General features: G+C 71.4%; 20 protein-coding genes. 13 read left to right on the forward strand and 7 right to left on the reverse strand.

The window, feature by feature from the left end; genetic code table 11:
* Positions 1-2: 2 nt before the first annotated feature.
* Together ADK67_RS41970 and ADK67_RS41975 are read right to left on the reverse strand one after the other, a co-directional pair.
* Positions 3-656 (reverse strand): response regulator transcription factor, encoded by a 654-nt coding sequence (locus tag ADK67_RS41970; RefSeq protein WP_053722173.1) that lies wholly within the window; start codon positions 654-656, stop codon positions 3-5.
* 102 nt (positions 657-758) lie between these two features.
* Complete coding sequence (locus tag ADK67_RS41975) at positions 759-1,466, reverse strand: universal stress protein (protein ID WP_053722174.1); 708 nt, start codon at positions 1,464-1,466, stop codon at positions 759-761.
* Between the two features lie 188 nt (positions 1,467-1,654).
* On the opposite strand from ADK67_RS41975, the gene ADK67_RS41980 reads away from it, so the two are divergent.
* Entirely contained in the window at positions 1,655-2,530 is an 876-nt protein-coding gene (locus ADK67_RS41980; protein ID WP_053722175.1) for a universal stress protein, read from the forward strand.
* A gap of 86 nt (positions 2,531-2,616) precedes the next feature.
* On the opposite strand, the gene ADK67_RS41985 is transcribed toward ADK67_RS41980, so the two are convergent.
* The gene (locus tag ADK67_RS41985; protein ID WP_053722176.1) at positions 2,617-3,054 is read right to left on the reverse strand and encodes a universal stress protein; all 438 of its coding nucleotides are present in this window, start codon (positions 3,052-3,054) and stop codon (positions 2,617-2,619) included.
* 196 nt (positions 3,055-3,250) lie between these two features.
* Between ADK67_RS41985 and ADK67_RS41990 the strand changes: the two genes are divergently transcribed.
* The 6 genes from ADK67_RS41990 to ADK67_RS42015 are packed head-to-tail and all read left to right on the forward strand — an operon-like array spanning position 3,251 to position 10,351.
* On the forward strand, positions 3,251-3,727 hold the full coding sequence (locus tag ADK67_RS41990; protein WP_053722177.1) for a universal stress protein: 477 nt from the start codon (positions 3,251-3,253) through the stop codon (positions 3,725-3,727).
* The gene (locus ADK67_RS41995) at positions 3,724-6,351 is read left to right on the forward strand and encodes a bifunctional acetate--CoA ligase family protein/GNAT family N-acetyltransferase (protein WP_053722178.1); all 2,628 of its coding nucleotides are present in this window, start codon (positions 3,724-3,726) and stop codon (positions 6,349-6,351) included. Before ADK67_RS41990 ends, ADK67_RS41995 begins: the two co-directional genes overlap by 4 nt.
* Positions 6,348-6,770, forward strand: a complete 423-nt coding sequence (locus ADK67_RS42000; RefSeq protein WP_053722179.1) for an OsmC family protein — start codon at positions 6,348-6,350, stop codon at positions 6,768-6,770. Before ADK67_RS41995 ends, ADK67_RS42000 begins: the two co-directional genes overlap by 4 nt.
* Entirely contained in the window at positions 6,767-7,240 is a 474-nt protein-coding gene (locus ADK67_RS42005) for a universal stress protein (RefSeq protein ID WP_053722180.1), read from the forward strand. Before ADK67_RS42000 ends, ADK67_RS42005 begins: the two co-directional genes overlap by 4 nt.
* Positions 7,237-7,860: a CBS domain-containing protein gene (locus tag ADK67_RS42010; RefSeq protein WP_053722181.1), complete on the forward strand. Its 624-nt coding sequence runs from the start codon at positions 7,237-7,239 to the stop codon at positions 7,858-7,860. Before ADK67_RS42005 ends, ADK67_RS42010 begins: the two co-directional genes overlap by 4 nt.
* Entirely contained in the window at positions 7,841-10,351 is a 2,511-nt protein-coding gene (locus ADK67_RS42015) for an HAD-IC family P-type ATPase (RefSeq protein WP_053722182.1), read from the forward strand. Before ADK67_RS42010 ends, ADK67_RS42015 begins: the two co-directional genes overlap by 20 nt.
* Before the next feature lie 56 nt (positions 10,352-10,407).
* On the opposite strand, the gene ADK67_RS42020 is transcribed toward ADK67_RS42015, so the two are convergent.
* Positions 10,408-10,704: an HPF/RaiA family ribosome-associated protein gene (locus ADK67_RS42020; RefSeq protein WP_053722183.1), complete on the reverse strand. Its 297-nt coding sequence runs from the start codon at positions 10,702-10,704 to the stop codon at positions 10,408-10,410.
* A gap of 137 nt (positions 10,705-10,841) precedes the next feature.
* Between ADK67_RS42020 and ADK67_RS42025 the strand changes: the two genes are divergently transcribed.
* The 4 genes from ADK67_RS42025 to ADK67_RS51840 all read left to right on the forward strand — a co-directional run bounded on the left by ADK67_RS42025 (position 10,842) and on the right by ADK67_RS51840 (position 14,875).
* Positions 10,842-13,208: a phosphoketolase family protein gene (locus tag ADK67_RS42025; protein ID WP_053722184.1), complete on the forward strand. Its 2,367-nt coding sequence runs from the start codon at positions 10,842-10,844 to the stop codon at positions 13,206-13,208.
* Complete coding sequence (locus tag ADK67_RS42030; protein WP_053722185.1) at positions 13,208-14,287, forward strand: acetate/propionate family kinase; 1,080 nt, start codon at positions 13,208-13,210, stop codon at positions 14,285-14,287. The genes ADK67_RS42025 and ADK67_RS42030 overlap by 1 nt, the downstream gene beginning before the upstream one ends.
* A gap of 90 nt (positions 14,288-14,377) precedes the next feature.
* Entirely contained in the window at positions 14,378-14,671 is a 294-nt protein-coding gene (locus ADK67_RS42035; protein ID WP_053722186.1) for an AlbA family DNA-binding domain-containing protein, read from the forward strand.
* Between the two features lie 60 nt (positions 14,672-14,731).
* A complete protein-coding gene (locus tag ADK67_RS51840; protein ID WP_157621537.1) occupies positions 14,732-14,875 on the forward strand; it encodes a hypothetical protein in 144 nt (47 codons plus the stop codon).
* Positions 14,876-14,884: 9 nt separating this feature from the next.
* On the opposite strand, the gene pflA is transcribed toward ADK67_RS51840, so the two are convergent.
* The 3 genes from pflA to ADK67_RS42050 are packed head-to-tail and all read right to left on the reverse strand — an operon-like array spanning position 14,885 to position 18,890.
* Positions 14,885-15,610 carry a pyruvate formate-lyase-activating protein gene (gene pflA, locus ADK67_RS42040; RefSeq protein ID WP_053722187.1) on the reverse strand — a complete coding sequence of 242 codons (726 nt, stop codon included), beginning with the start codon at positions 15,608-15,610 and terminating at the stop codon, positions 14,885-14,887.
* A complete protein-coding gene (gene pflB / locus ADK67_RS42045) occupies positions 15,610-17,856 on the reverse strand; it encodes a formate C-acetyltransferase (RefSeq protein WP_053722188.1) in 2,247 nt (748 codons plus the stop codon). Before pflB ends, pflA begins: the two co-directional genes overlap by 1 nt.
* Complete coding sequence (locus ADK67_RS42050) at positions 17,853-18,890, reverse strand: zinc-dependent alcohol dehydrogenase family protein (protein WP_053722189.1); 1,038 nt, start codon at positions 18,888-18,890, stop codon at positions 17,853-17,855. The genes pflB and ADK67_RS42050 overlap by 4 nt, the downstream gene beginning before the upstream one ends.
* A gap of 154 nt (positions 18,891-19,044) precedes the next feature.
* On the opposite strand from ADK67_RS42050, the gene ADK67_RS55190 reads away from it, so the two are divergent.
* A complete protein-coding gene (locus ADK67_RS55190) occupies positions 19,045-19,275 on the forward strand; it encodes a hypothetical protein (protein WP_331459403.1) in 231 nt (76 codons plus the stop codon).
* A 22-nt stretch (positions 19,276-19,297) separates the two neighbouring features.
* Positions 19,298-19,579, forward strand: a complete 282-nt coding sequence (locus ADK67_RS55195) for a hypothetical protein (RefSeq protein WP_331459404.1) — start codon at positions 19,298-19,300, stop codon at positions 19,577-19,579.
* Positions 19,580-19,640 lie beyond the last annotated feature (61 nt).

Genomic DNA, 19,640 nt, shown 5'->3' on the forward strand with positions numbered 1-19,640 from the left:
TCCTAGCCCTCCGACGGAGGGGTGGGTTTGCGCAGTTGGGTGGCGAGGACGGCGGCTTGGGTGCGGCGTTCGAGGCCGAGTTTGGCGAGCAGGTGGGAGACGTAGTTCTTGACGGTCTTCTCGGCGAGGAACATCTTCTCGGCGATCTGCCGGTTGGTCAGGCCCTCGCCGATGTAGTCCAGCACGGCGCGTTCCTGGTCGGTGAGCATCCGCACGGGGTCGCCTTGTTCGCGTTCGCGGCGGATGCGGTTGAGCAGCGCGGCCGTGGAGCGGGCGTCGAGCAGCGATTCACCGGCCGCGACGGTCCGGACGGCGGTCTGGAGGTCGGTGCCGAGGATGCGTTTGAGGACGAATCCGGAGGCGCCGGCCATGATGGCGTCGAAGAGGGCTTCGTCGTCGGTGAAGGAGGTGAGCATCAGGCATTTGAGGTCGGGCAGTTGGGAGCGCAGTTCGCGGCACAGTTCGATGCCGTTGCCGTCGGGCAGCCGCACGTCCAGCACGGCGACGTCGGCGCCGCTGTCGGGCACCCTGGCGAGTGCTTCGGCGACCGATCCGGCCTCGCCGACGACCTCGAGGTCGTCCGCGCTGTTGAGCAGTTCCCGCACACCGACGCGGACCACCTCGTGATCGTCCACCAGAAACACCCGAGCCACCACTGCACCCCTCCGTCATCCGCCTGATCAGACCTTCGCCGACGCGAGTCGTCCGACACAGGGTCCAAAGACCCTCCCGCCCGCGCTCAAGGTCCTTCCATCGTGTCAGCGCGCGGCGTGGGCCGCTCGGTCGTGCTCCGCGGAACGTGGTGGTGCGACGTCGACCGGGTAGCGGTGTGCCACCAGGACGGGGCACGGGGCGTGGTGGAGTGCCGCGCGGGTGACCGGACCCAGCCCGGCCGGCACGAGCAGGTCGGTGTCGGCGTACCGGGTGATCGCCTCGTGCGGGTGCATCCTGGCCAGGACCGAGGTGCGACGAATGCCGCGCAGCACGTCGTCGGCGTGGGTGACCGGCCACACTGGGTCGTCGACCCGCACCGGCAGCGACGGCGTGGCGTGCAGGACGCGCAACGCCACGTGCTGCTGCTCGGCGTAGGCGACGGCCCGGGCCAGGGCCAGGTCGTCGTCGTACGCGTCACCGGACAGCAGCACGGTGACCCGGCGGTGGGCACGGCGCAAGGCCTCGCCGGTGCCGCGGACCACGACGACGTCGCACGCCGCGTGCTCGACCAGCGGCAACACCAGTCTGCCCAGGCCGAACGCGGTGCCGTTCGCGCCGCGGTAGCCGACCACGAGCAGACCGGCGTGCGAACCCGCCGGCATCAGGTCGCGGACGGGGTCCGCGGTCGGCGGGCGCACCTCCAGCGGCGCCCTGGTCGCCATGGCGTACTCGGTCGCCCACCGGAGGGCGGCTTCGCCCCAGGGTGAGTGGTCGCCCGTCACGACGACAGGCGCGGGAATCCGGTCGGTCATGGCTCCACGATGGTCCGCTCGACGTCGGCGGCACAGGGTCGTGGGCGGTGAGCGGCGGTGACCTTAGGTCCCTGCCCGGTGAGGACCTAGGACCGCTGCCGCCGTCCGGTCGGCTGCCTAGCGTCGACACGGGAAGACACGTGGGGTCCGCCTGCGGTCCCGACATCGGATTCGGAGAGGAACCTGTGATGACTGCCCCGATCGTGGTCGGTGTGGACGGTTCGGCGTCGGCGTTGGCGGCCGTGAAGTGGGCGGCCGAGGAAGCCGCCCGCCACCGCGTGCCGCTCAAGCTCGTGCACGCCTTCCTGCTGCCCACCCGCGGCTACCCCGAGATCGTGCTGACCGGCCACGAGGTGCGGGAAGCGTTCGAGCAGCAGGGGTCGCGGTGGGTCGACGAGGCCGCGGCCGCCGCCCGTGCGGCCGTCCCCGAGGTGGAGGTCGAGACGGCCGTCGTGATCGACCGGCCGGCCGCCGCGCTGATCGCCGCCTCGGACGGGGCACGGCTGGTCGTGCTGGGCTCGCAGGGGCTGGGCGGCTTCTCCGGCCTGCTGGCCGGCTCGGTCGCCGTCGCGGTCACCGCGCACGGCAAGTGCCCGGTGGTCGTCGTCCGCGACGAGATCCGCCGGGACGGTCCGGTCGTGGTCGGTGTGGACGGCTCGCCCACGAGCGAGGAGGCGATCGCCTACGCGTTCGCCGAGGCGTCCCTGCTCGGCGCCCCGCTCACCGCGGTCATCGCCTGGACCGACTTCCTGGTCGACAGCGCCTACCACTCGCGCTTCACCGTCGACTGGTCGCAGGTCGAGGACGAGCAGCTGCGCCTGCTGGCCGAACGCCTCGCGGGCTGGCAGGAGAAGTACCCCGACGTGCACGTGGACCGCGTCGTCGTCCACGACCGCCCCGTCCGGGCGCTGCTCGACGCCGCGAAGGACGCCCGGCTGCTGGTCGTGGGCAGCCACGGCCAAGGCGGCTTCACCGGCATGCTGCTCGGTTCCACCAGCCAGGCGCTGGTGTACCACGCCCCTTGCCCTCTCGCCGTCGTCCGGGCGACCGCTGCGGACAAGTAAGCCGCACGGGCCACGAACGGGGGACCGGCCACCGGGCCGGTCCCCCGTTTCGTCGCACCTTCCGCCGTGAACGACTCCCTGGCGGGTCAGGCACGGCCCGGCGGCACGACCACGACCGGGCACGTCGCGTGGCGCAGGCAGTCCGCCGCCACGCTGCCCAGGATCAGTTCGGTCAGCCTGCTGCCGTGCCCGTGCGCGCCGACCACGAGCAGGTCCGCCTGCCGGGACGCCTGGGCCAGCGCGGTGCCCGCGTCACCAATGATGGTGACCTCGGTGACCGGCGGCGCGCCCGGCACGGTCGCCCGGACCTCCTCCACGATCGTGTGGAGTTCGCGCGCGGGGTGCCGGCGGCTGGGGTTGTCGGCGTGCGGGTGCACGCCCATCGACGCGGCTGGCACGAACTCCGGCTCGCGCAGCCACGCCATCGTCGCTTCGACGGTGTCACCGGTCTTCACCGCTTGCGCCAACGCCCACCGCAGCGCCTCGCGGCTGGCCGGCGAGCCGTCCACACCAACAAGCATCATGGCCGTCTCCTCTCCTTTACCTGGAGCGTTCGCCCCACGGCGGTGAGATCGGCAGGGTCCTAGGTCCCCAACTACCGGGACCGATGCGCACCCCGCGCCGCTTCAGGGCCGAAGGTCCCGCCGCGGTGGGGACCGCGGCCACTGACCTCGGTGTTCCACCGCCGGAAGGCTGGAGGCGAGCACCTGAGGAGGGGCAATGGACGAGACGATCGTGGTGGGCGTGGACGGTTCACCGGTCAGCCGCACCGCATTGCACTGGGCGGTCGAGGAGGCGAAGCTGCGTGGTTGCGCGGTGGAGGCGGTCCTGGCGTGGCACGTGGACTACGCGATGGTGATCGGGCCGATGTCGGCCACCATCGCGGCCGGGATGGACCGCGACAAGCTGCGCGAAGACCACCGGCGCCTGCTGGAGGACATGGCGGCCGAGGCCGGTCCGGAGGTCCGGGCCGTCCTCGCCGAGGGCGACGCCCGCGATGTGCTGGCCAAGGCGTCGGAGCACGCAACGTTGTTGGTGGTCGGCAGCAGGGGAGCGGGGCCGGTCCGCGAGGTGCTGCTGGGTTCGGTCAGCTCCTACTGCGTGCACCACGCGTCGTGCCCCGTGGTCGTGGTGCGCGACCCCAAGCCTGAGCACGTCGAGCCGAAGCCGGTCATCACCCCGGGACCGCTGCTGTGACCGCCTCTCTGAAGGCCGATCGGGCCCTGTTGGCCGACGGGTCCGTGGTGGCCCTGCGCGAGCTGGGGCCGGCCGACGCGGACGCGCTGCTCGCCCTGCACCGCGACCTGCCGGTGGACGACCGCTACCTGCGGTTCTTCAGCGCCGCTCCTCGTCACCTGGACGAGTTCGTCGCCCGGCTGACCTCGCCCGGCGAGCCGCGGCACGTGGTGCTCGGCGCGTTCGCGTCGGACGTGCTGGTCGGCGCCGCGAGTTACGTCGCGCTCGACGACGACACGGCCGAGGTGGCGTTGGTGGTGGCGCACGACCGGCAGTCCCACGGCGTCGGCACGCTGTTGCTGGAGCACTTGGTGTCGCTGGCGCGCAGGCGGGGCGTGCGGCGGTTCCGCGCCGAAGTGCTCACGGTGAACTCGAAGATGCTGCGGGTCTTCGCGGACCTCGGTCTGGTGTGGACGTCCACGGCGGACAACGGCGAGGTGCGCGTCGACCTGGGGCTCGACCCCGGCGAGCGCTACCTGGAGGCCGTCGCCGACCGCGAGCAGGCCGCCGACGTGGCCAGCCTGCGCGCGGTGCTGAAACCCGCCTCGGTCGTGGTGGTCGGCGCGAGCCGCAAGCCGTCCTCAGTGGGCAACGCGGTGCTGGCCAACCTGGTCGACGGCGGGTTCACCGGTGCGTTGTACGCGGTGAACCCGCACGCCCGGCGGGTCCTGGGCGTGAAGTGCCACGCGACGGTCACCGAGCTGCCCGAGGCGCCCGACCTGGCGGTGGTGTGCGTGCCCGCCGAGTCCGTCGCCCAGGTCGCCGAGGACTGCGGGCGACGCGGGGTGAAGGCGCTGGTCGTCATCACCTCCGGGGTCGACCCGGACGGCCTGCTGGAGATCGTGCGACGGCACGGCATGCGCATGGTCGGCCCGAACTGCGTCGGCGTATCCAGCACGGACCCGGCGGTGCGGCTGGACGCCACGTTCACCCGCGACCGGACCGAACTGGGCGGCATCGGCCTGGTCACCCAGTCCGGTGGCGTGGCGATTGCCGCGGCCGAGCAGTTGCGGCGGCTGGGACTGGGCACGTCGGAGCTGGTGTCGACCGGTGACAAGTACGACGTGTCCGGCAACGACCTGCTGCTGTGGTGGGAACGCGACGAGCGGACCCGTGCTGTGGCGCTGTACCTGGAGTCGTTCGGCAACCCGCGCAAGTTCTCCCGCCTGGCCCGGCGGGTGGCGCGCCGCAAGCCGGTCTTGGCGATCCGGGCCGCGACGAGCGAGGCCGGTCAGCGTGCCGCCGCGTCGCACACCGCGTCGACCGCCACCCCGGCCGTGACGCGGGACGCGTTGTTCCGGCAGGCGGGCGTGATCGCGGTGGACGGCGTCGCCGAGATGGTCGACGTGCTGGCCGCACTGCACGCCACCCCGCTGCCCGCCGGTCGCGGTGTGGCCGTGCTCGGCAACGCGGGCGGGCTCGGCGTGCTGGCCGCGGACGCCTGCGCCCACCACGGGTTGACCATCGCCGACCTGGGCCCGGGCACGGTGGAGGCGTTGAAGGCGCTGCTGCCGAGCACCGCGAGCCCGCACAACCCCGTCGACACGACCGCGGTCGTCGACGACCGGACGTTCGCGCGCTGCCTGGACGTCCTCGCCGCCGACCCGGCGGTGGACGCGGTCATCGCGGTCACCGTGCCCACGGCGTTGGGCGACCCGGCCGGCGGCATCCACCCCACGTCCAAGCCGGTGCTCGCGGTCAGCCCCGACCAGGACGGGGCCGTGTCGCTGCGCGACGACGCCATCGCCCGCTACGCCGAACCCGACAGTGCCGCCGCCGTGCTCGCCGCGTTGGCCGAGCGCGCCGCGTGGTTGCGCCGCCCGGCGCCGCAGGCGTCCGAGCTGTCGGGTGTGGACCTGACGACCGCCCGTGCGGTCGTCGCCGCCCACCTGGCCACCGACCCCGGAGGCGGTTGGCTCGACCCGGATCAGGTGGTGCGGCTGCTGGGCGCGTTCGGGCTGCCCGTGCTCGGCGGCGTGCTGGTGCGGGACGCCGAGTCCGCGGTGGCCGCGCAGCGGTCCTTCGGCGGACCCGTCGCGCTGAAAGCCGTGGCCCGAGGGCTGCTGCACAAGAGCAAGAGCGGCGGCGTGCTGCTCGACCTGGCCGGCGACGACGCGGTCACCTACGGCTTCGAGTCGATGCGCGACCGGTTCGGCGAACAGTTGCACGGCGTGTTCGTGCAGCCCATGGCCGACCGGGGACGTGAGCTGCTCGTCGGGGTCGTCACGGACCCGCAGTTCGGCCCGCTCGTGGTGACCGGTCTGGGTGGCGTGGACACGGACCTGGTGGACGACCGTGCCGCCGCGCTCGCGCCGCTGTCGGAGGCGGACGTGGACGACCTGCTGCACGGCTTCCGCGCCGCGCCGAGGGTGTTCGCCGAGCACGACCAGGCGGCCGTGCGAGATGTGCTGTTGCGGGTCGGCCGGCTGGCCGAGCTCGTGCCGGAGATCGCCGAACTCGACCTCAACCCGCTGGTCCTGACCGGGCAGCGCGTGCTGGCGGTCGACGCCAGGGTGCGCGTCGCGCCTGTCGAACCGGTCGACCCTTTCCTCCGCCGGCTCCGCGACCCGAGGAGGCCGTCATGACCGTCACCGCCACTGCCCCGGTCGAGGTGACCTACGAGACCGGTGAGGAGTACGTGGTGCGGCTGCGCGATCACCGCGTCCGCACCGACCAGCCGCGCGAGTCCGGCGGCCAGGACGCGGGCCCGAGCCCGGTCGAGCTGCTGGTCGCGTCGATGGCCACCTGCACCGCCTTCTACGCGGGAAGGTTCCTGGACCGCCACGGCGAGTCGCGCCGCGGCCTCGCGGTGACCGCCCGGTACCGGACGGCCTCCGACCCGCTCGCCCGCGTCGCCGAGGTGTGCCTGACCGTGCGCGTGCCGCACGGGCTGTCCGAGCGGCACAAGACCGCACTGCTGGCCGTGGTCCAGCACTGCACCGTGCACAACACGCTCCGGCGAGCGCCGGAGATCGTCATCGAGTTGACCGAGGTGAAGTCATGAACGCAGGTCCGATCGTGGTCGGAGTCGACGGCAGCCCCGCGGGCGAACGCGCGCTGCGCTGGGCCATGGACGAGGCGACCCAGCGGAAGCTGCCGCTGCACGTGGTCAACGCCTACGCCTACGAGCCGCTGGCCGACTGGGCGATGACGTCCGAGCAGGACGCACGAATCCGGTCGGAGGCGCTGGTCGAGGACGCGTTGCGCGCGGTGGCCGTGGGTCGGCTGGAGTTCCCGCGGATCGTCCGGCACTGCGTGCGCGGACCGGCCGCCGAGGCGCTGGAGGCCCAGGCACGGGGCGCGTCGATGCTGGTAGTGGCCTCGCACAGCGGCAGCAGGCTGCGGCAGGTGCTGCTGGGCAGCACCAGCGCGCACTGCGTGCGGCACGCGACCGTGCCCGTGGTGGTCCTCCCGCCGTCCGACGAGCAGGCCGACGGGGCCGCGGTCGGTGCGGGACAGGAGGCCGGGCGATGAGGGTCCGCGACCTCATGACGCGCGACGTGGTGACCGTCTCTCCCGACACGGCCGCCCGTGACGCCGCGGCGCTGCTCGCCACCAAGGGGTTCACCACCCTGCCGGTGGTCGACAGAGCCGGCACGCTGGTCGGCGTGGTCACCGAGACCGACGCCCTGCGCGACCGACTGCCCGTCGACCCACGGTCGCTCGTGCACGGACAGCCGTCACGGGCGCGCGCCATCGCTCGTAGGACCGTCGCCGACGTGATGAGCGAGCCGGTGGTCGCCACGACGCCCGGCACGGACGTCGCCGAGCTGGCCCGGTCGATGGTGCGGCACGGCGCGCGCAGCGCGTGCGTGGTGGACGGCAAGCAGTTGGTCGGCATCGTCACCCGGCGCGACATGCTGCGCGCGATCAGCCGTGACGACCGCAGCCTGGCCGCCGAGGTCCGGCGCCGCCTCGGCCTCTACGCCGACCCGCACCGCTGGTCGGTGTCCGTGGTGGACGGCCGGGTGGCGATCGTGGACGCGTTGGACGACGAGCGCGACCGGCACGTGGCCGCGGTGCTCGCGGGCGCCGTGGCCGGTGTGGTCGACGTCCGCTTCCCGGAGACCCGCCATGCCGTCGACCACGGCTGAACGCGAGGCCACGCCGCACGGCATGCCGGTGCACGAGGTCGTGCTGCTCGCCGAGACCGACGCCGAGACCGGGCTGTCCGGAGTGGTGGCCGGCGAGCGGCTGGCCTCGCTGGGCCCGAACAGGCTGCCCGAGCGGCGCGGTCCCGGCCGGCTGCGACGGCTGCTCGGCCAGTTCCACAACCCGCTGATCTACGTGCTGCTCGGCGCGGCGGCGCTGACCGCCGCGCTGGGCGAGACCGTGGACGCCTCCGTTGTGCTGGGCGTGGTGTTGGTCAACGCGATCGTCGGCTACCTCCAAGAGGTGCGGGCCGAACGGGCGCTCGACGCCCTGGAGGCGATGGTCCGCACCGAGGCGACCGTGATCCGCGACGGCACCGCCGCGCGGGTCACGTCCGACGAGTTGGTGCCCGGCGATCTCGTGGTGCTGGAGGAAGGCGACCAGGTGCCCGCCGACCTGCGGATCGTGCGCACCCGTGAGCTGCGGGTCGACGAGTCGGCGTTGACCGGTGAGTCGCAGCCGTCGGCCAAGGACCCGCTGCCCGTGCCGCACGACACCGCGCTGGCCGACCGCGCCAACATGGCCTACTCCGGCACGCTCGTCACCACCGGTGGCGGGCGCGGCGTGGTGGTCGCCACCGGCGCCGACACCGAGATCGGGCACGTCCACCGGCTGGTCGGCAGCACGACGACCGTGCAGACGCCGCTGACCCGCAAGCTCGCCCGGTTCAGCAAGCTGCTGACCGTCGTCATCCTCGGCTTGGCGCTGGTCAGCGTCGTCATCGGGGTGCTGCGCGGTGAGCCGTTCGCCGAGATGGTGACCGCCGCCGTGGCGCTCGCGGTCGGCGCGATCCCCGAAGGGCTGCCCGCCGCGGTGACGGTGACGCTGGCCATCGGCGTGGCGCGCATGGCCCGGCGCAACGCCGTCATCCGCCGCCTGCCCGCCGTGGAGACCCTCGGCTCCACCACGATCATCTGCACCGACAAGACCGGCACGCTCACCGCCAACGCCATGACCGTGCGGCAGGTCGTCGCCGGCGGGCAGCGGTGGGAGGTCGACGGCATCGGCTACTCACCGCTGGGCGACTTCCCGCCGCCGTCACCGGCCGTGCGCGAAGTCCTGCTGGCCGGGCTGGCCTGCAACGACGCCCACGTGGTCCTCCAGGACGACCGGTGGATCGCCGTCGGCGACCCGACCGAAGCCGCGCTCGTCGTGTCCGCCCGCAAAGCCGGGCTCACCGAGGTCCCGGAGCGGGTGGACGAGCTGCCCTTCACCTCGCAACGCCGGTTCATGGCCACCCGCCACGCCGGTGGTGTCGTCTACCTCAAGGGCGCGGTCGAGCGGATCGCGGAGTTCACCGGCGACACCGACCACACCGAAGCCGACCGGCTCGCGCACCAGGGGATGCGCGTGCTCGCGTTCGCCCGGACGCACGTGCCCGAGGACACCCCGTTGACCGAGGACACCCTGCACGGTGCCGTGTCGCTGGGCCTGCAGGCGATGCACGACCCGCCCCGGCCCGAGGCCATCGAGGCGGTTCGCGCCTGCCAGGAGGCGGGCATCGAGGTCCGCATGATCACCGGTGACCACCTCGGCACCGCCCGCGCCATCGCCACCCACTTCTCGCTCCCCGACGACGCCGTGCACGCCCGCGTGTCGCCCGAGGAGAAGCTGAGGCTCGTCAAGCAGTTCCAGGCGGACGGACACGTGGTCGCGATGACGGGTGACGGCGTCAACGACGCACCGGCGTTGCGGCGGGCCGACATCGGCGTCGCGATGGGCCGCGGCGGCACCGACGTCGCCAAGCAGGCCGCCGACATGGTGCTGACCGACGACAACTTCTCGTCCATCCGCGCAGCGGTGGAGGAAGGGCGCGCGGTCTTCGACAACCTGCGCAAGTTCATCATCTGGACGCTGCCCACGAACATGGCCGAGGGCCTCGTCATCCTCACCGCGATCCTGCTGGGCACCGCCCTGCCGATCCTGCCGGTGCAGATCCTGTGGATCAACATGACCACCGCCGTCGCGCTCGGCCTGACCCTGGCCTTCGAACCGCGCGAGCCGGGCGTCATGCGCCGCCCGCCGCTGCCACCGTCACTGCCCCTGCTGACCGGCGCACTGGTGCAACGCATCCTGCTGGTCTCGGCCGTGCTGCTGGCCGGGTCGTTCGCCGCGTTCCACCTCCACGGCGGCACCCTGGACGAAGCGCGCACGGTCGCGGTGAACGTCTTCGTGGCCGCTCAGATCGCCTACCTGTTCAACTGCCGGTCGCTGCGCGACCTGCGGCCACACGTCGGGTTCCGCCGCAACCCCTGGCTGTTGGTGGGCATCGCCGTCACCGTCGCCCTGCAACTGCTGTTCACCTACCTCCCGGCGATGAACACCCTGTTCGACACCGCGCCGATCGGCTGGCGGGACTGGGCGGTCGTGGTGGCGCTGGCCGTGGTCGCCTACGCCGTGGTGGAAGTGGAGAAGTGGCTGCGACGCAAGTGAGCCGGTGATCCGGGAGCTGTCCAACACTCCCGGATCACCGGCTCGGGTTTCCCGGATCAGCGGCCGATGTCCACCAGCCGGTGTTGCAGCTTGTCGTGCAGCAGGTCCACCGCCTCCTGGTAGGTCTGCGCGCTCGCCTCGGCGTTCACCGGCGTCCCGTTGACGTCCAGCGACGCGTGCGCCACCACCAACCGCGGCCCGTCGGTGCTCAGCCGCACCCTGGCGTAGGAGATGTCGGCGGGGGCGTACTTGGCGATTGCGGCGACCTTGGTCCGGGCGTACTCGGTGGCGTCCCCCGGCACACCGGTGGCCAGGTCGATCCGGATGTTGACGATCTCGTGCACGTGGCTCATGCCTCCAGACTCTCTCTGCGCCGAACACGTCGACAGTGACCAAAGTCCCGGCCGGCAGGGACTCCCGGAACTGGGACCGGCTCGATGACGAAACCAAGCTGGGAGCCATCACCCCGAAACTTGGTCAGGAGAGCGAGATGCCGCACCAGCCGGAGAACACCGCGCCGGACTTGTCCTTGGTCGACGCCTACTGGCGGGCCGCGAACTACCTCTCGGCAGGGCAGATCTACCTGCTGGACAACCCGTTGCTGACCGAGCCGCTGAGCGCCGAGCACATCAAGCCACGCCTGCTGGGCCACTGGGGGACCACACCCGGCCTGAACTTCGTCTACGCCCACCTCAACCGGGTGATCAACGACCGTTCCCGGGACGTGCTGTTCGTGACCGGTCCCGGTCACGGCGGTCCGGCGCTGCTGGCCAACACCTGGCTGGAGGGCTCCTACACCGACACGCACCCGAACGTGCAGCGCGACGGTGACGGCATGCGGAAGTTGTTCCGCCAGTTCTCCTTCCCCGGTGGGGTGCCAAGCCACGTGGCGCCCGAGGTGCCCGGGTCCATCCACGAGGGTGGGGAGCTGGGCTATTCGCTGGCGCACGCGTTCGGCGCGGCGTTCGACAACCCCGACCTGGTGGTGGCGTGCGTGGTCGGCGACGGTGAGGCCGAGACCGGGCCGCTGGCGGCGAGCTGGCACGGCAACAAGTTCCTCGACCCGGCGCACGACGGCGCGGTGCTGCCGATCCTGCACCTCAACGGCTACAAGATCGCCAACCCGGCACTGCTGGCCCGCATCCCGCACGACGAGCTGGACTCGCTGGTGCGCGGTTACGGCTACGCCCCGTTCTACGTGGAGGGCGACGACCCGGCCCTGCTGCACCCGCGCATGGCCGAGGTCTTCGACGAGGTGTTCGACGGGATCCGGGCCATCCAGGAGGCTGCCCGCGCGGGGGACACCGAGCGCCCGCGTTGGCCGATGATCGTGCTGCGCACCCCGAAGGGCTGGACCGGTCCGTCCGAAGTGGACGGCGTGCCGGTGGAGGGCACGTGGCGCTCGCACCAGGTGCCGCTCGCCGGGGTCCGCGACAACCCCGACCACCTGCGGCAGCTGGAGTCGTGGCTGCGTTCCTACCGGCCGGAGGAGCTGTTCGACGCCGATGGCAGCCCGCGCCCGGAGCTGCTCGCGCTCGTGCCGCGCGGTGAGTTGCGCATGGGCGCCATCCCGCACGCCAACGGCGGCCTGCTGCTGCAAGAACTCCGCATGCCCGGCACCGCGCCGTACGCGGTCGAGGTGACCAAGCACGGCACCACCACGTCCGAGCCGACCCGTGCGCTGGGCCGGATGCTGCGTGACGTGATGGCGCTCAACGCGGCCGAGAAGAACTTCCGCGTGTTCGGACCGGACGAGACCGCCTCGAACCGGCTCGACGCGGTGTTCGAGGTGACCGCCAAGCAGTGGCTGGCCGAGAAGCTGCCCACCGACGAGCACCTGGAGACCAACGGCCGGGTGGTGGAGGTGCTGTCGGAGCACCTGTGCCAGGGGTTCCTGGAGGGGTACCTGCTGACCGGGCGGCACGGGCTGTTCAACTGCTACGAGGCGTTCACCCACATCGTGGACTCCATGTTCAACCAGCACGCCAAGTGGCTCAAGACCCACCGCGAGATCGACTGGCGGCGCCCGGTCGCGTCGCTGAACTACCTGCTCTCGTCGCACGTGTGGCGGCAGGACCACAACGGCTTCTCCCACCAGGACCCCGGCTTCATCGACCACGTCATGAACAAGAAGGCCGAAGTCGTCCGCGTCTACCTCCCCGCCGACACCAACACCCTGCTCTCCGTCGCGGACCACTGCCTGCGCAGCCGCGACTACGTCAACGTCATCGTCTCGGGCAAGAACTACACCCCCGACTGGCTCTCGCCCGAAGAGGCGGCGCTGCACTGCGCACGTGGCGCGGGCATCTGGGAGTGGGCCGGCACGGACGACGGCCTGACCGAGCCCGACGTCGTGCTCGCCTGCGCCGGCGACGCGCCGACCATGGAGATCATGGCCGCCACCGCGCTGCTGCGCGAACACCTGCCCGAGCTGAAGGTCCGGGTTGTCAACGTGGTGGACCTGATGCGCCTGCAGCCCGACACCGAGCACCCGCACGGCATGCCCGACCACGAGTTCGACGCCCTGTTCACCCCCGACAAGCCGGTCCTCTTCGCCTACCACGGCTACCCGTGGCTGATCCACCGCCTGACCTACCGCCGCACCAACCACCACAACATCCACGTCCGCGGCTACAAGGAGGAAGGCACCACCACCACGCCGTTCGACATGCTCGTGCTCAACGACATGGACCGCTACCGACTCGTCATCGACGTCATCGACCGGGTGCCCGGCCTCGGCCCGAAGGCAGCTGGACTGCGCCAGCGGATGCAGGACCAGCGCACCCGCCACCACGCCTACATCCGCGAGCACGGCGAAGACCTGCCAGAGATCCGCGACTGGACCTGGCCCTGTTGATGAACGTGCTCGTCGTCAACGCGGGCTCGTCGAGCCTGAAGCTGAGCGTGCTGGGCGAGGACGACGCGGTCCTCGCCCAGCGCCACGTCGAACGGTGGGACGGCACCGCCGACCTCGACCTCGTCCTGCCGCCCGTGCACGCCGTGGGCCACCGCGTCGTCCACGGCGGCACCCGGTTCACTGCCCCGGTTGTCATCACCCCCGACGTGCGCCGGGAGATCGCCGCCCTGACAGACCTGGCACCACTGCACCAGCCCAGGGCACTGGCGGGCATCGACGCCGCCCAGGCGCTGTTCCCCGACGTGCCGCACGTCGCGTGCTTCGACACCGCCTTCCACCGCACCCTGCCGGCGGCCGCGGCCACCTACGCCCTGCCCTCCACCTGGCGTGACCGCTGGGACCTGCGCCGCTACGGCTTCCACGGCCTCTCCCACGCCTACGCCTCGCGCCGCGCGGTCGAACTGGCGGGCGGCGGCTCGCGCGTGGTGACCTGCCACCTCGGCGCGGGCTGCTCCCTGGCCGCCGTCCACGACGGCCGCTCGGTCGACACGACGATGGGCTTCACCCCGCTGGCCGGCCTGCCCATGGCCACCCGCAGCGGCGACCTCGACCCCGGCCTGCTGCTGCACCTGCTCAACCACCTCACCGCAGACGAACTCGCCGACGGCCTCACGCACCACTCGGGTCTCGTGGGCCTTTCGGGACACGCCGACCTGCGCGACGTGCACACCGCCGCTGCTCGGGGTGCGAACGCCCACTTGGCCCTCGACGTCTTCACCCACCGCCTGCGCCAGGGCATCGCCGCCATGACCGCCTCGCTCGGCGGCCTGGACCTGCTGGTGTTCACCGGCGGCATCGGCGAGCACGACCAGCGACTCCGCGCTGCCGCTGTCGCGAACCTCGAGTTCCTCGGTGTCGGGGTCGACCCGACCCTCAACCGCGGGAATCTCCCTGTTGACAGCCGTATCAGCCCAGCAGGGGCCTCCGTCGGCGTCTGGGTGATCAGAGCGCGCGAAGACGTCGAGATAGCCGAAGGCACCCGGACCGCATGTTCGATCACGATCCCGAAGCACGGGTGACCGCCGCGTTCACGTCGACTGGAAACCCTGCTCGGCACAACGGTCGGTGAGGTCTCGTACGAGCAGGTCGCCGCCATCGCCGAGAGTGCGGTGGGCGAGGACTTCGACCTGGACTTCAAGAGCGCGCTGTACGGCTCCGCGGACAAGGCGAAGCGGGATCTGTCGACTGACGTCGCGGCACTGGCGAACACCGCCGGCGGCCTGATCGTCCTGGGAATGGACGAAGACGAGCAGGCACGGGCGACCGGACCCACCGACATGCCGGTCAGCGATGCCGAGGTCAACCGGATGTTGCAGGTCGTCGCATCCGGGACGGCGCCTCTTCCGGCGAGGGTTGTGCCTCGTGGCTCGGCACATGTGATCGGGCAGGCGCAAGTGACGTGACCTCTTTGCGAGCGACTCTCGCATTGCCTCGCCGCGACGCACGCGCTGGCCAGTGGTTTGATGCAGGAGTTCGGCCACCGGGAAGCACTTCAGGTCACGTCCGACGGGCAGGTCCGCGAGGGTTATTGGAACTCCAATGTTGTCGGGGAGCTGACGGAGTGGGCCGCGGACAACGGGTTCACGGTCTTCACCCCGGCCACCTGAGCTGTGACTTCACGCCCGCAGACCGTGGGCGGTGAACTGGCCGCGCACACGTTCAACCAACTCCGTGTCCGGGGTAGGCGTGTCGGCCAGCAGGAACGGCGGGCCGACGGCCGGGTACTTCGGCGCGCCCATCTTGTGGAACGGCAGCACGTCCACCCGTTGTACGCCGTTCAAGGTGGCCACGAACGAGGCGATGCCCTCGACGTTGTCCAGCGCGTCGGTCAGCCCCGGCACCAGGACGAACCTGATCCACATCGGCTTGCCCAGGTCGGACAGGCGACGGGCGAACCGCAGCGTTGGCGCGACCTCGCCGCCGGTCACGTGCCGGTAGGTGGTCGGGTCCCAGGACTTGATGTCCAGCAGCACCAGGTCCGTCTCGGCGAGCAGCTGGCCGGTGGCCCGGTCGCCGAGGAAGCCGGAGGTGTCCAATGCGGTGTGCAGGCCCATGCCTTTCACGGCGTGCAGCAGCTCGGCGGTGAACTCCGGCTGCAGCAGCGGTTCGCCGCCGCTGATGGTCACGCCGCCCCCGGCGACCTGGATGAACCGGCGGTACTTCTCGATCTCGGCGATGATCGAGTCGACGGTGACGCGCCGCCCGTACCGCGCGAACCGGGTCTCCGGGTTGTGGCAGTACAGGCAGCGCAGCGGGCACCCGGCGGTGAACACGACGAACCGGGTGCCGGGGCCGTCCACGGCCGTGGCGAGGTCCCAGGAGTGCACGGCCCCGGTGGTCATCACAGCGAGCCGTGGAAGGTGCGGTTGACCACGTCGCGTTGTTGTTCCGGCGTGAGGCGCACGAAGTTCACCGCGTACCCCGACACGCGGATGGTCAGCTGCGGGTACTTCTCCGGGTGCTCCATCGCGTCCAGCAGGACCTCCCGGTTGAGCACGTTGGCGTTGAGGTGGAAACCGCCCGCGTCGGTGTACCCGTCGAGCACGCCAACCAGGTTGATCACCCGCTCGTCGGTGTCACGTCCCAGCCCGTTCGGCGTGATGCTCGCGGTCAGCGAGATGCCGTCCAGGGCCTCGTCGTAGGGCAGCTTGGCCACCGACAGGGCCGCGGCGACCAGACCGTGCCGGTCCTGGCCGTTCATCGGGTTGGCGCCCGGCGCGAACGGCTCGCCCGCGCGCCTGCCGTCCGGGGTGTTGCCGGTGTGGCGGCCGTAGACGACGTTCGAGGTGATGGTCAACACCGACAGGGTGTGCATCGGGTCGCGGTAGGCCGGGTAGCTGCGGAGCAGCGCCATGAAGTCCTCGACCAACCCCACCGCGATGGTGTCGGCGCGGTCGTCGTTGTTGCCGTAGCGGGGGAAGTCGCCCTCCACCGCGAAGTCGACGGCCAAGCCGGTGTCGTCGCGGATCACCCGCACCTTCGCGTGCTTGATCGCCGAGAGGCTGTCCGCGACGACCGACAGCCCGGCGATGCCGCAGCCGAGCAGCCGTTGGGCGGGGTGGTCGTGCAAGGCCATCTCGATGCGCTCGTAGGCGTACTTGTCGTGCATGTAGTGGATGATGTCCAACGCGTCCACGTACGTGCGGGCCAGCCAGTCCAAGGTGTGGTCGAACGCGGCACGCACCCGGTTGTACTCGAGGTAGTCGCCCGTCAGCGGTGCGGTCGCCGGTGCGATCTGCTCGCCGGTCATCTCGTCGCGTCCGCCGTTGATCGCGTACAGCAGCGCCTTGACGAGGTTGACCCGTGCGCCGAAGAACTGCAGCTGCTTGCCGACCTTCATGGCCGAGACGCAGCAGGCGATGGCGGTGTCGTCGCCGAAGCGGGGGCGGATCAGGTCGTCGTTCTCGTACTGGATCGAGCTGGTGTCCACCGACACCCTCGCGCAGAACCGCTTGAAGCCCTCCGGCAGGGCGGGGGACCACAGCACGGTCAGGTTCGGCTCGGGCGCGGGTCCCAGGTTGTAGAGGGTCTGGAGGAACCGGAAGCTGGTCCTGGTCACGAGCGGGCGCCCGTCCTCGCCGATGCCGCCGATGCTCTCGGTGACCCATGTGGGATCGCCGGAGAACAGCTCGTCGTAGGCGGGGGTGCGCAGGAACCGCACGATCCGCAGCTTGATCACCAGGTCGTCGACCAGCTCCTGCGCCTGAGACTCGGTCAGCCGCCCGGCGTCGAGGTCGCGTTGGAGGTAGACGTCCAGGAACGTCGAGGTGCGGCCCAGCGACATCGCCGCGCCGTTCTGCTCCTTCACCGCCGCGAGGTAGGCGTAGTACAGCCACTGGACGGCTTCACGGGCGGTCGCGGCGGGTCGGGAGATGTCGTCGCCGTAGGACGCCGCCATCTCCTTCAGCTCACCCAGCGCCCGGATCTGCTCGGCCAGCTCCTCGCGGTCCCGGATGATGTCCTCGGTGGACGGCACGGTGTCGATCGCGGCACGTTCGGCCCGCTTGACCTCGATCAGCCGGTCCACGCCGTACAGCGCGACGCGCCGGTAGTCGCCGATGATCCGCCCGCGCCCGTAGGAGTCGGGCAGGCCGGTGATGACCCCGGCGCGACGGGCCCGCTTGATCTCGTCGGTGTAGGCGTCGAACACACCGTCGTTGTGCGTCTTGCGGTACTTGGTGAAGACCTCTTTGACGGCCGGGTCGAGCTCGTAGCCGTACGCCTCGAGGCTCGCCTCCACCATGCGCAGGCCACCGTTGGGCATGATGGCCCGCTTGAGCGGCGCGTCGGTCTGCAACCCGACGATCAGCTCCTGCGCGCGGTCGAGGTAGCCCGGCCGGTGGGAGGTGATGGTGGACGGCGTGTGCACGTCCACGTCCAGGATGCCGCGCCGCCGTTCCTCGGCGAACAGCCCGGACAGGTCACGCCACAGCCCCGCGGTCCGCTCGGTCGGTCCGGTCAGGAACGCGTCGTCGCCCTCGTAGGGGGTGTAGTTGGCCTGGATGAACCTGCGCACGTCGATGTCGTGCCGCCAGGCCACGCCGCGGAACCCGGTCCACGCGTCCAGTCGTTCTTCCACTGCGGTCATCGCGTCAGCACCACCTTCAGCGCGCCGGTCTCGCCTGCCCGCTCGAACACGTCGTAGGCGGTCTCCATCTCGTCCAGCGCGAACCGGTGCGTGGCGAACCGGTCGGCGTCCAGACGCCCGCCCGCGAGCATCGTCAGCAGCGTCGGCGTGGTGACCGTGTCGACCAGGCCGGTCGTGATGGTGACGTTGCGGATCCACAGCTGCTCCAAGTGCAGCGTGGCCGGCTTGCCGTGCACGCCGACGTTCGCGACCCGGCCACCGGGGCGGATCAGCCGCGTGCACAGCTCGAAGGTCTCCGGCACACCCACCGCCTCGACCGCGAGGTCCGCGCCCATCCCGCCGGTCAACTCGAACACCACGCGCTCGACGTCGTCGGCCGCGTTCACGGTCACGTCGGCGCCGAACTGCTTGGCCGCCTCCAGCCGCGACTCGGCCAGGTCCACCGCCACGACGTGGTTGGGGCTGTAGAGGCGGGCGGTCTCGATCGCGGCCAGACCGATCGGCCCGGCGCCCACGACGACGACCGTCTGACCGGGCTGCACCTTCCCGGCGAGCACGCCGACCTCGAACGCGGTGGGCAGGATGTCCGAGAGCATGACCGCGGCGGTGTCGGTGACACCGTCGGGCAGCAGGTAGGTCGAGGTGTCCGCGAACGGCACCCGCACGTACTCGGCGTGCGTGCCGTCCACGGTGTGGCCCAGCACCCACCCACCACCGCCCAGGCACTGCCCGTACACACCGGTCCGGCAGTACGAGCACCGACCGCACGCGCTGATGCACGACACCAGCACCCGGTCACCCGGCTTGATCCCGGTGACCGCCGCACCGACCCGCTCCACCACGCCCACACCCTCGTGGCCCAGGACCCGACCGGCCTCCACCTCGGGCACGTCACCCTTGAGGATGTGCAGGTCGGTGCCGCAGATCGTGGCCGCGGTGATCCGCACGATCGCGTCGGTCGGATCGACCAGCTCCGGGTCCGGCACGTCCTCCCACGCCCTGCGGCCGGGACCGCGATAAACGAGCGCCTTCATCGTTTCCTCCTCGAATTCCGTCCACTTCGAGCGTCCACCCGGGCCGGTCCGCGGGGCAGGGTCCGAGGTCCCGGGCGGGCAGGGCTGTTGGCCGCTGTCGACCGGTCCACGGGAGGGGCAGCGTGGTGAGGTGAGGTGAAAGGCGGTACCGACGATGGCACGGGCACTCGTGGTCTTCGAATCCATGTTCGGCAACACCAGGGCGGTCGCCGAGGCGGTGGACGCGGGTTTGACGGAAGGCAGGCAGGTCGACGTCGTGGAGGTCGGCGAGGCTCCGGACGTGCTGCCCGAGGACGTCGATGCTCGTGGTCGGCGCGCCGACGCACGCGTTCAGCCTGAGCCGGGCGTCCACCCGCAAGTCCGCCGCCGACCAGGCGACCGGTGAGCTGGTGTCGCGGGGACGCGGCGTGCGCGAGTGGCTCGACGCGCTCGCGCCTGTCGACCTCACCGTGAGCGCCATCGTGTTCGACACCAGGGTCAAGGTGGGGTGGGTGCCGGGCTCGGCCGCCAAGGCGATCACGAGGCGCCTCCGCCGGTTGCGCTTCACCGTCGGGCGCGCGCCGGTGTCGTTCTACGTCGGAAGCACCCCGGGGCCCCTGCTGGACGGCGAGACCGACCGCGCGACGGCCTGGGCTCGGACCATCCGAACCACTAGTGTCCTGCGTCTGAAGTTCGTTGATGAATTGTAGGGTTGTCGGGTGGCTCGTAGGGGTCGGCCGGTGGCCGTGGTGGTGTTGACGGACGAGGAAC

Source organism: Saccharothrix sp. NRRL B-16348, from assembly GCF_001280085.1.
GTDB lineage: Bacteria > Actinomycetota > Actinomycetes > Mycobacteriales > Pseudonocardiaceae > Actinosynnema.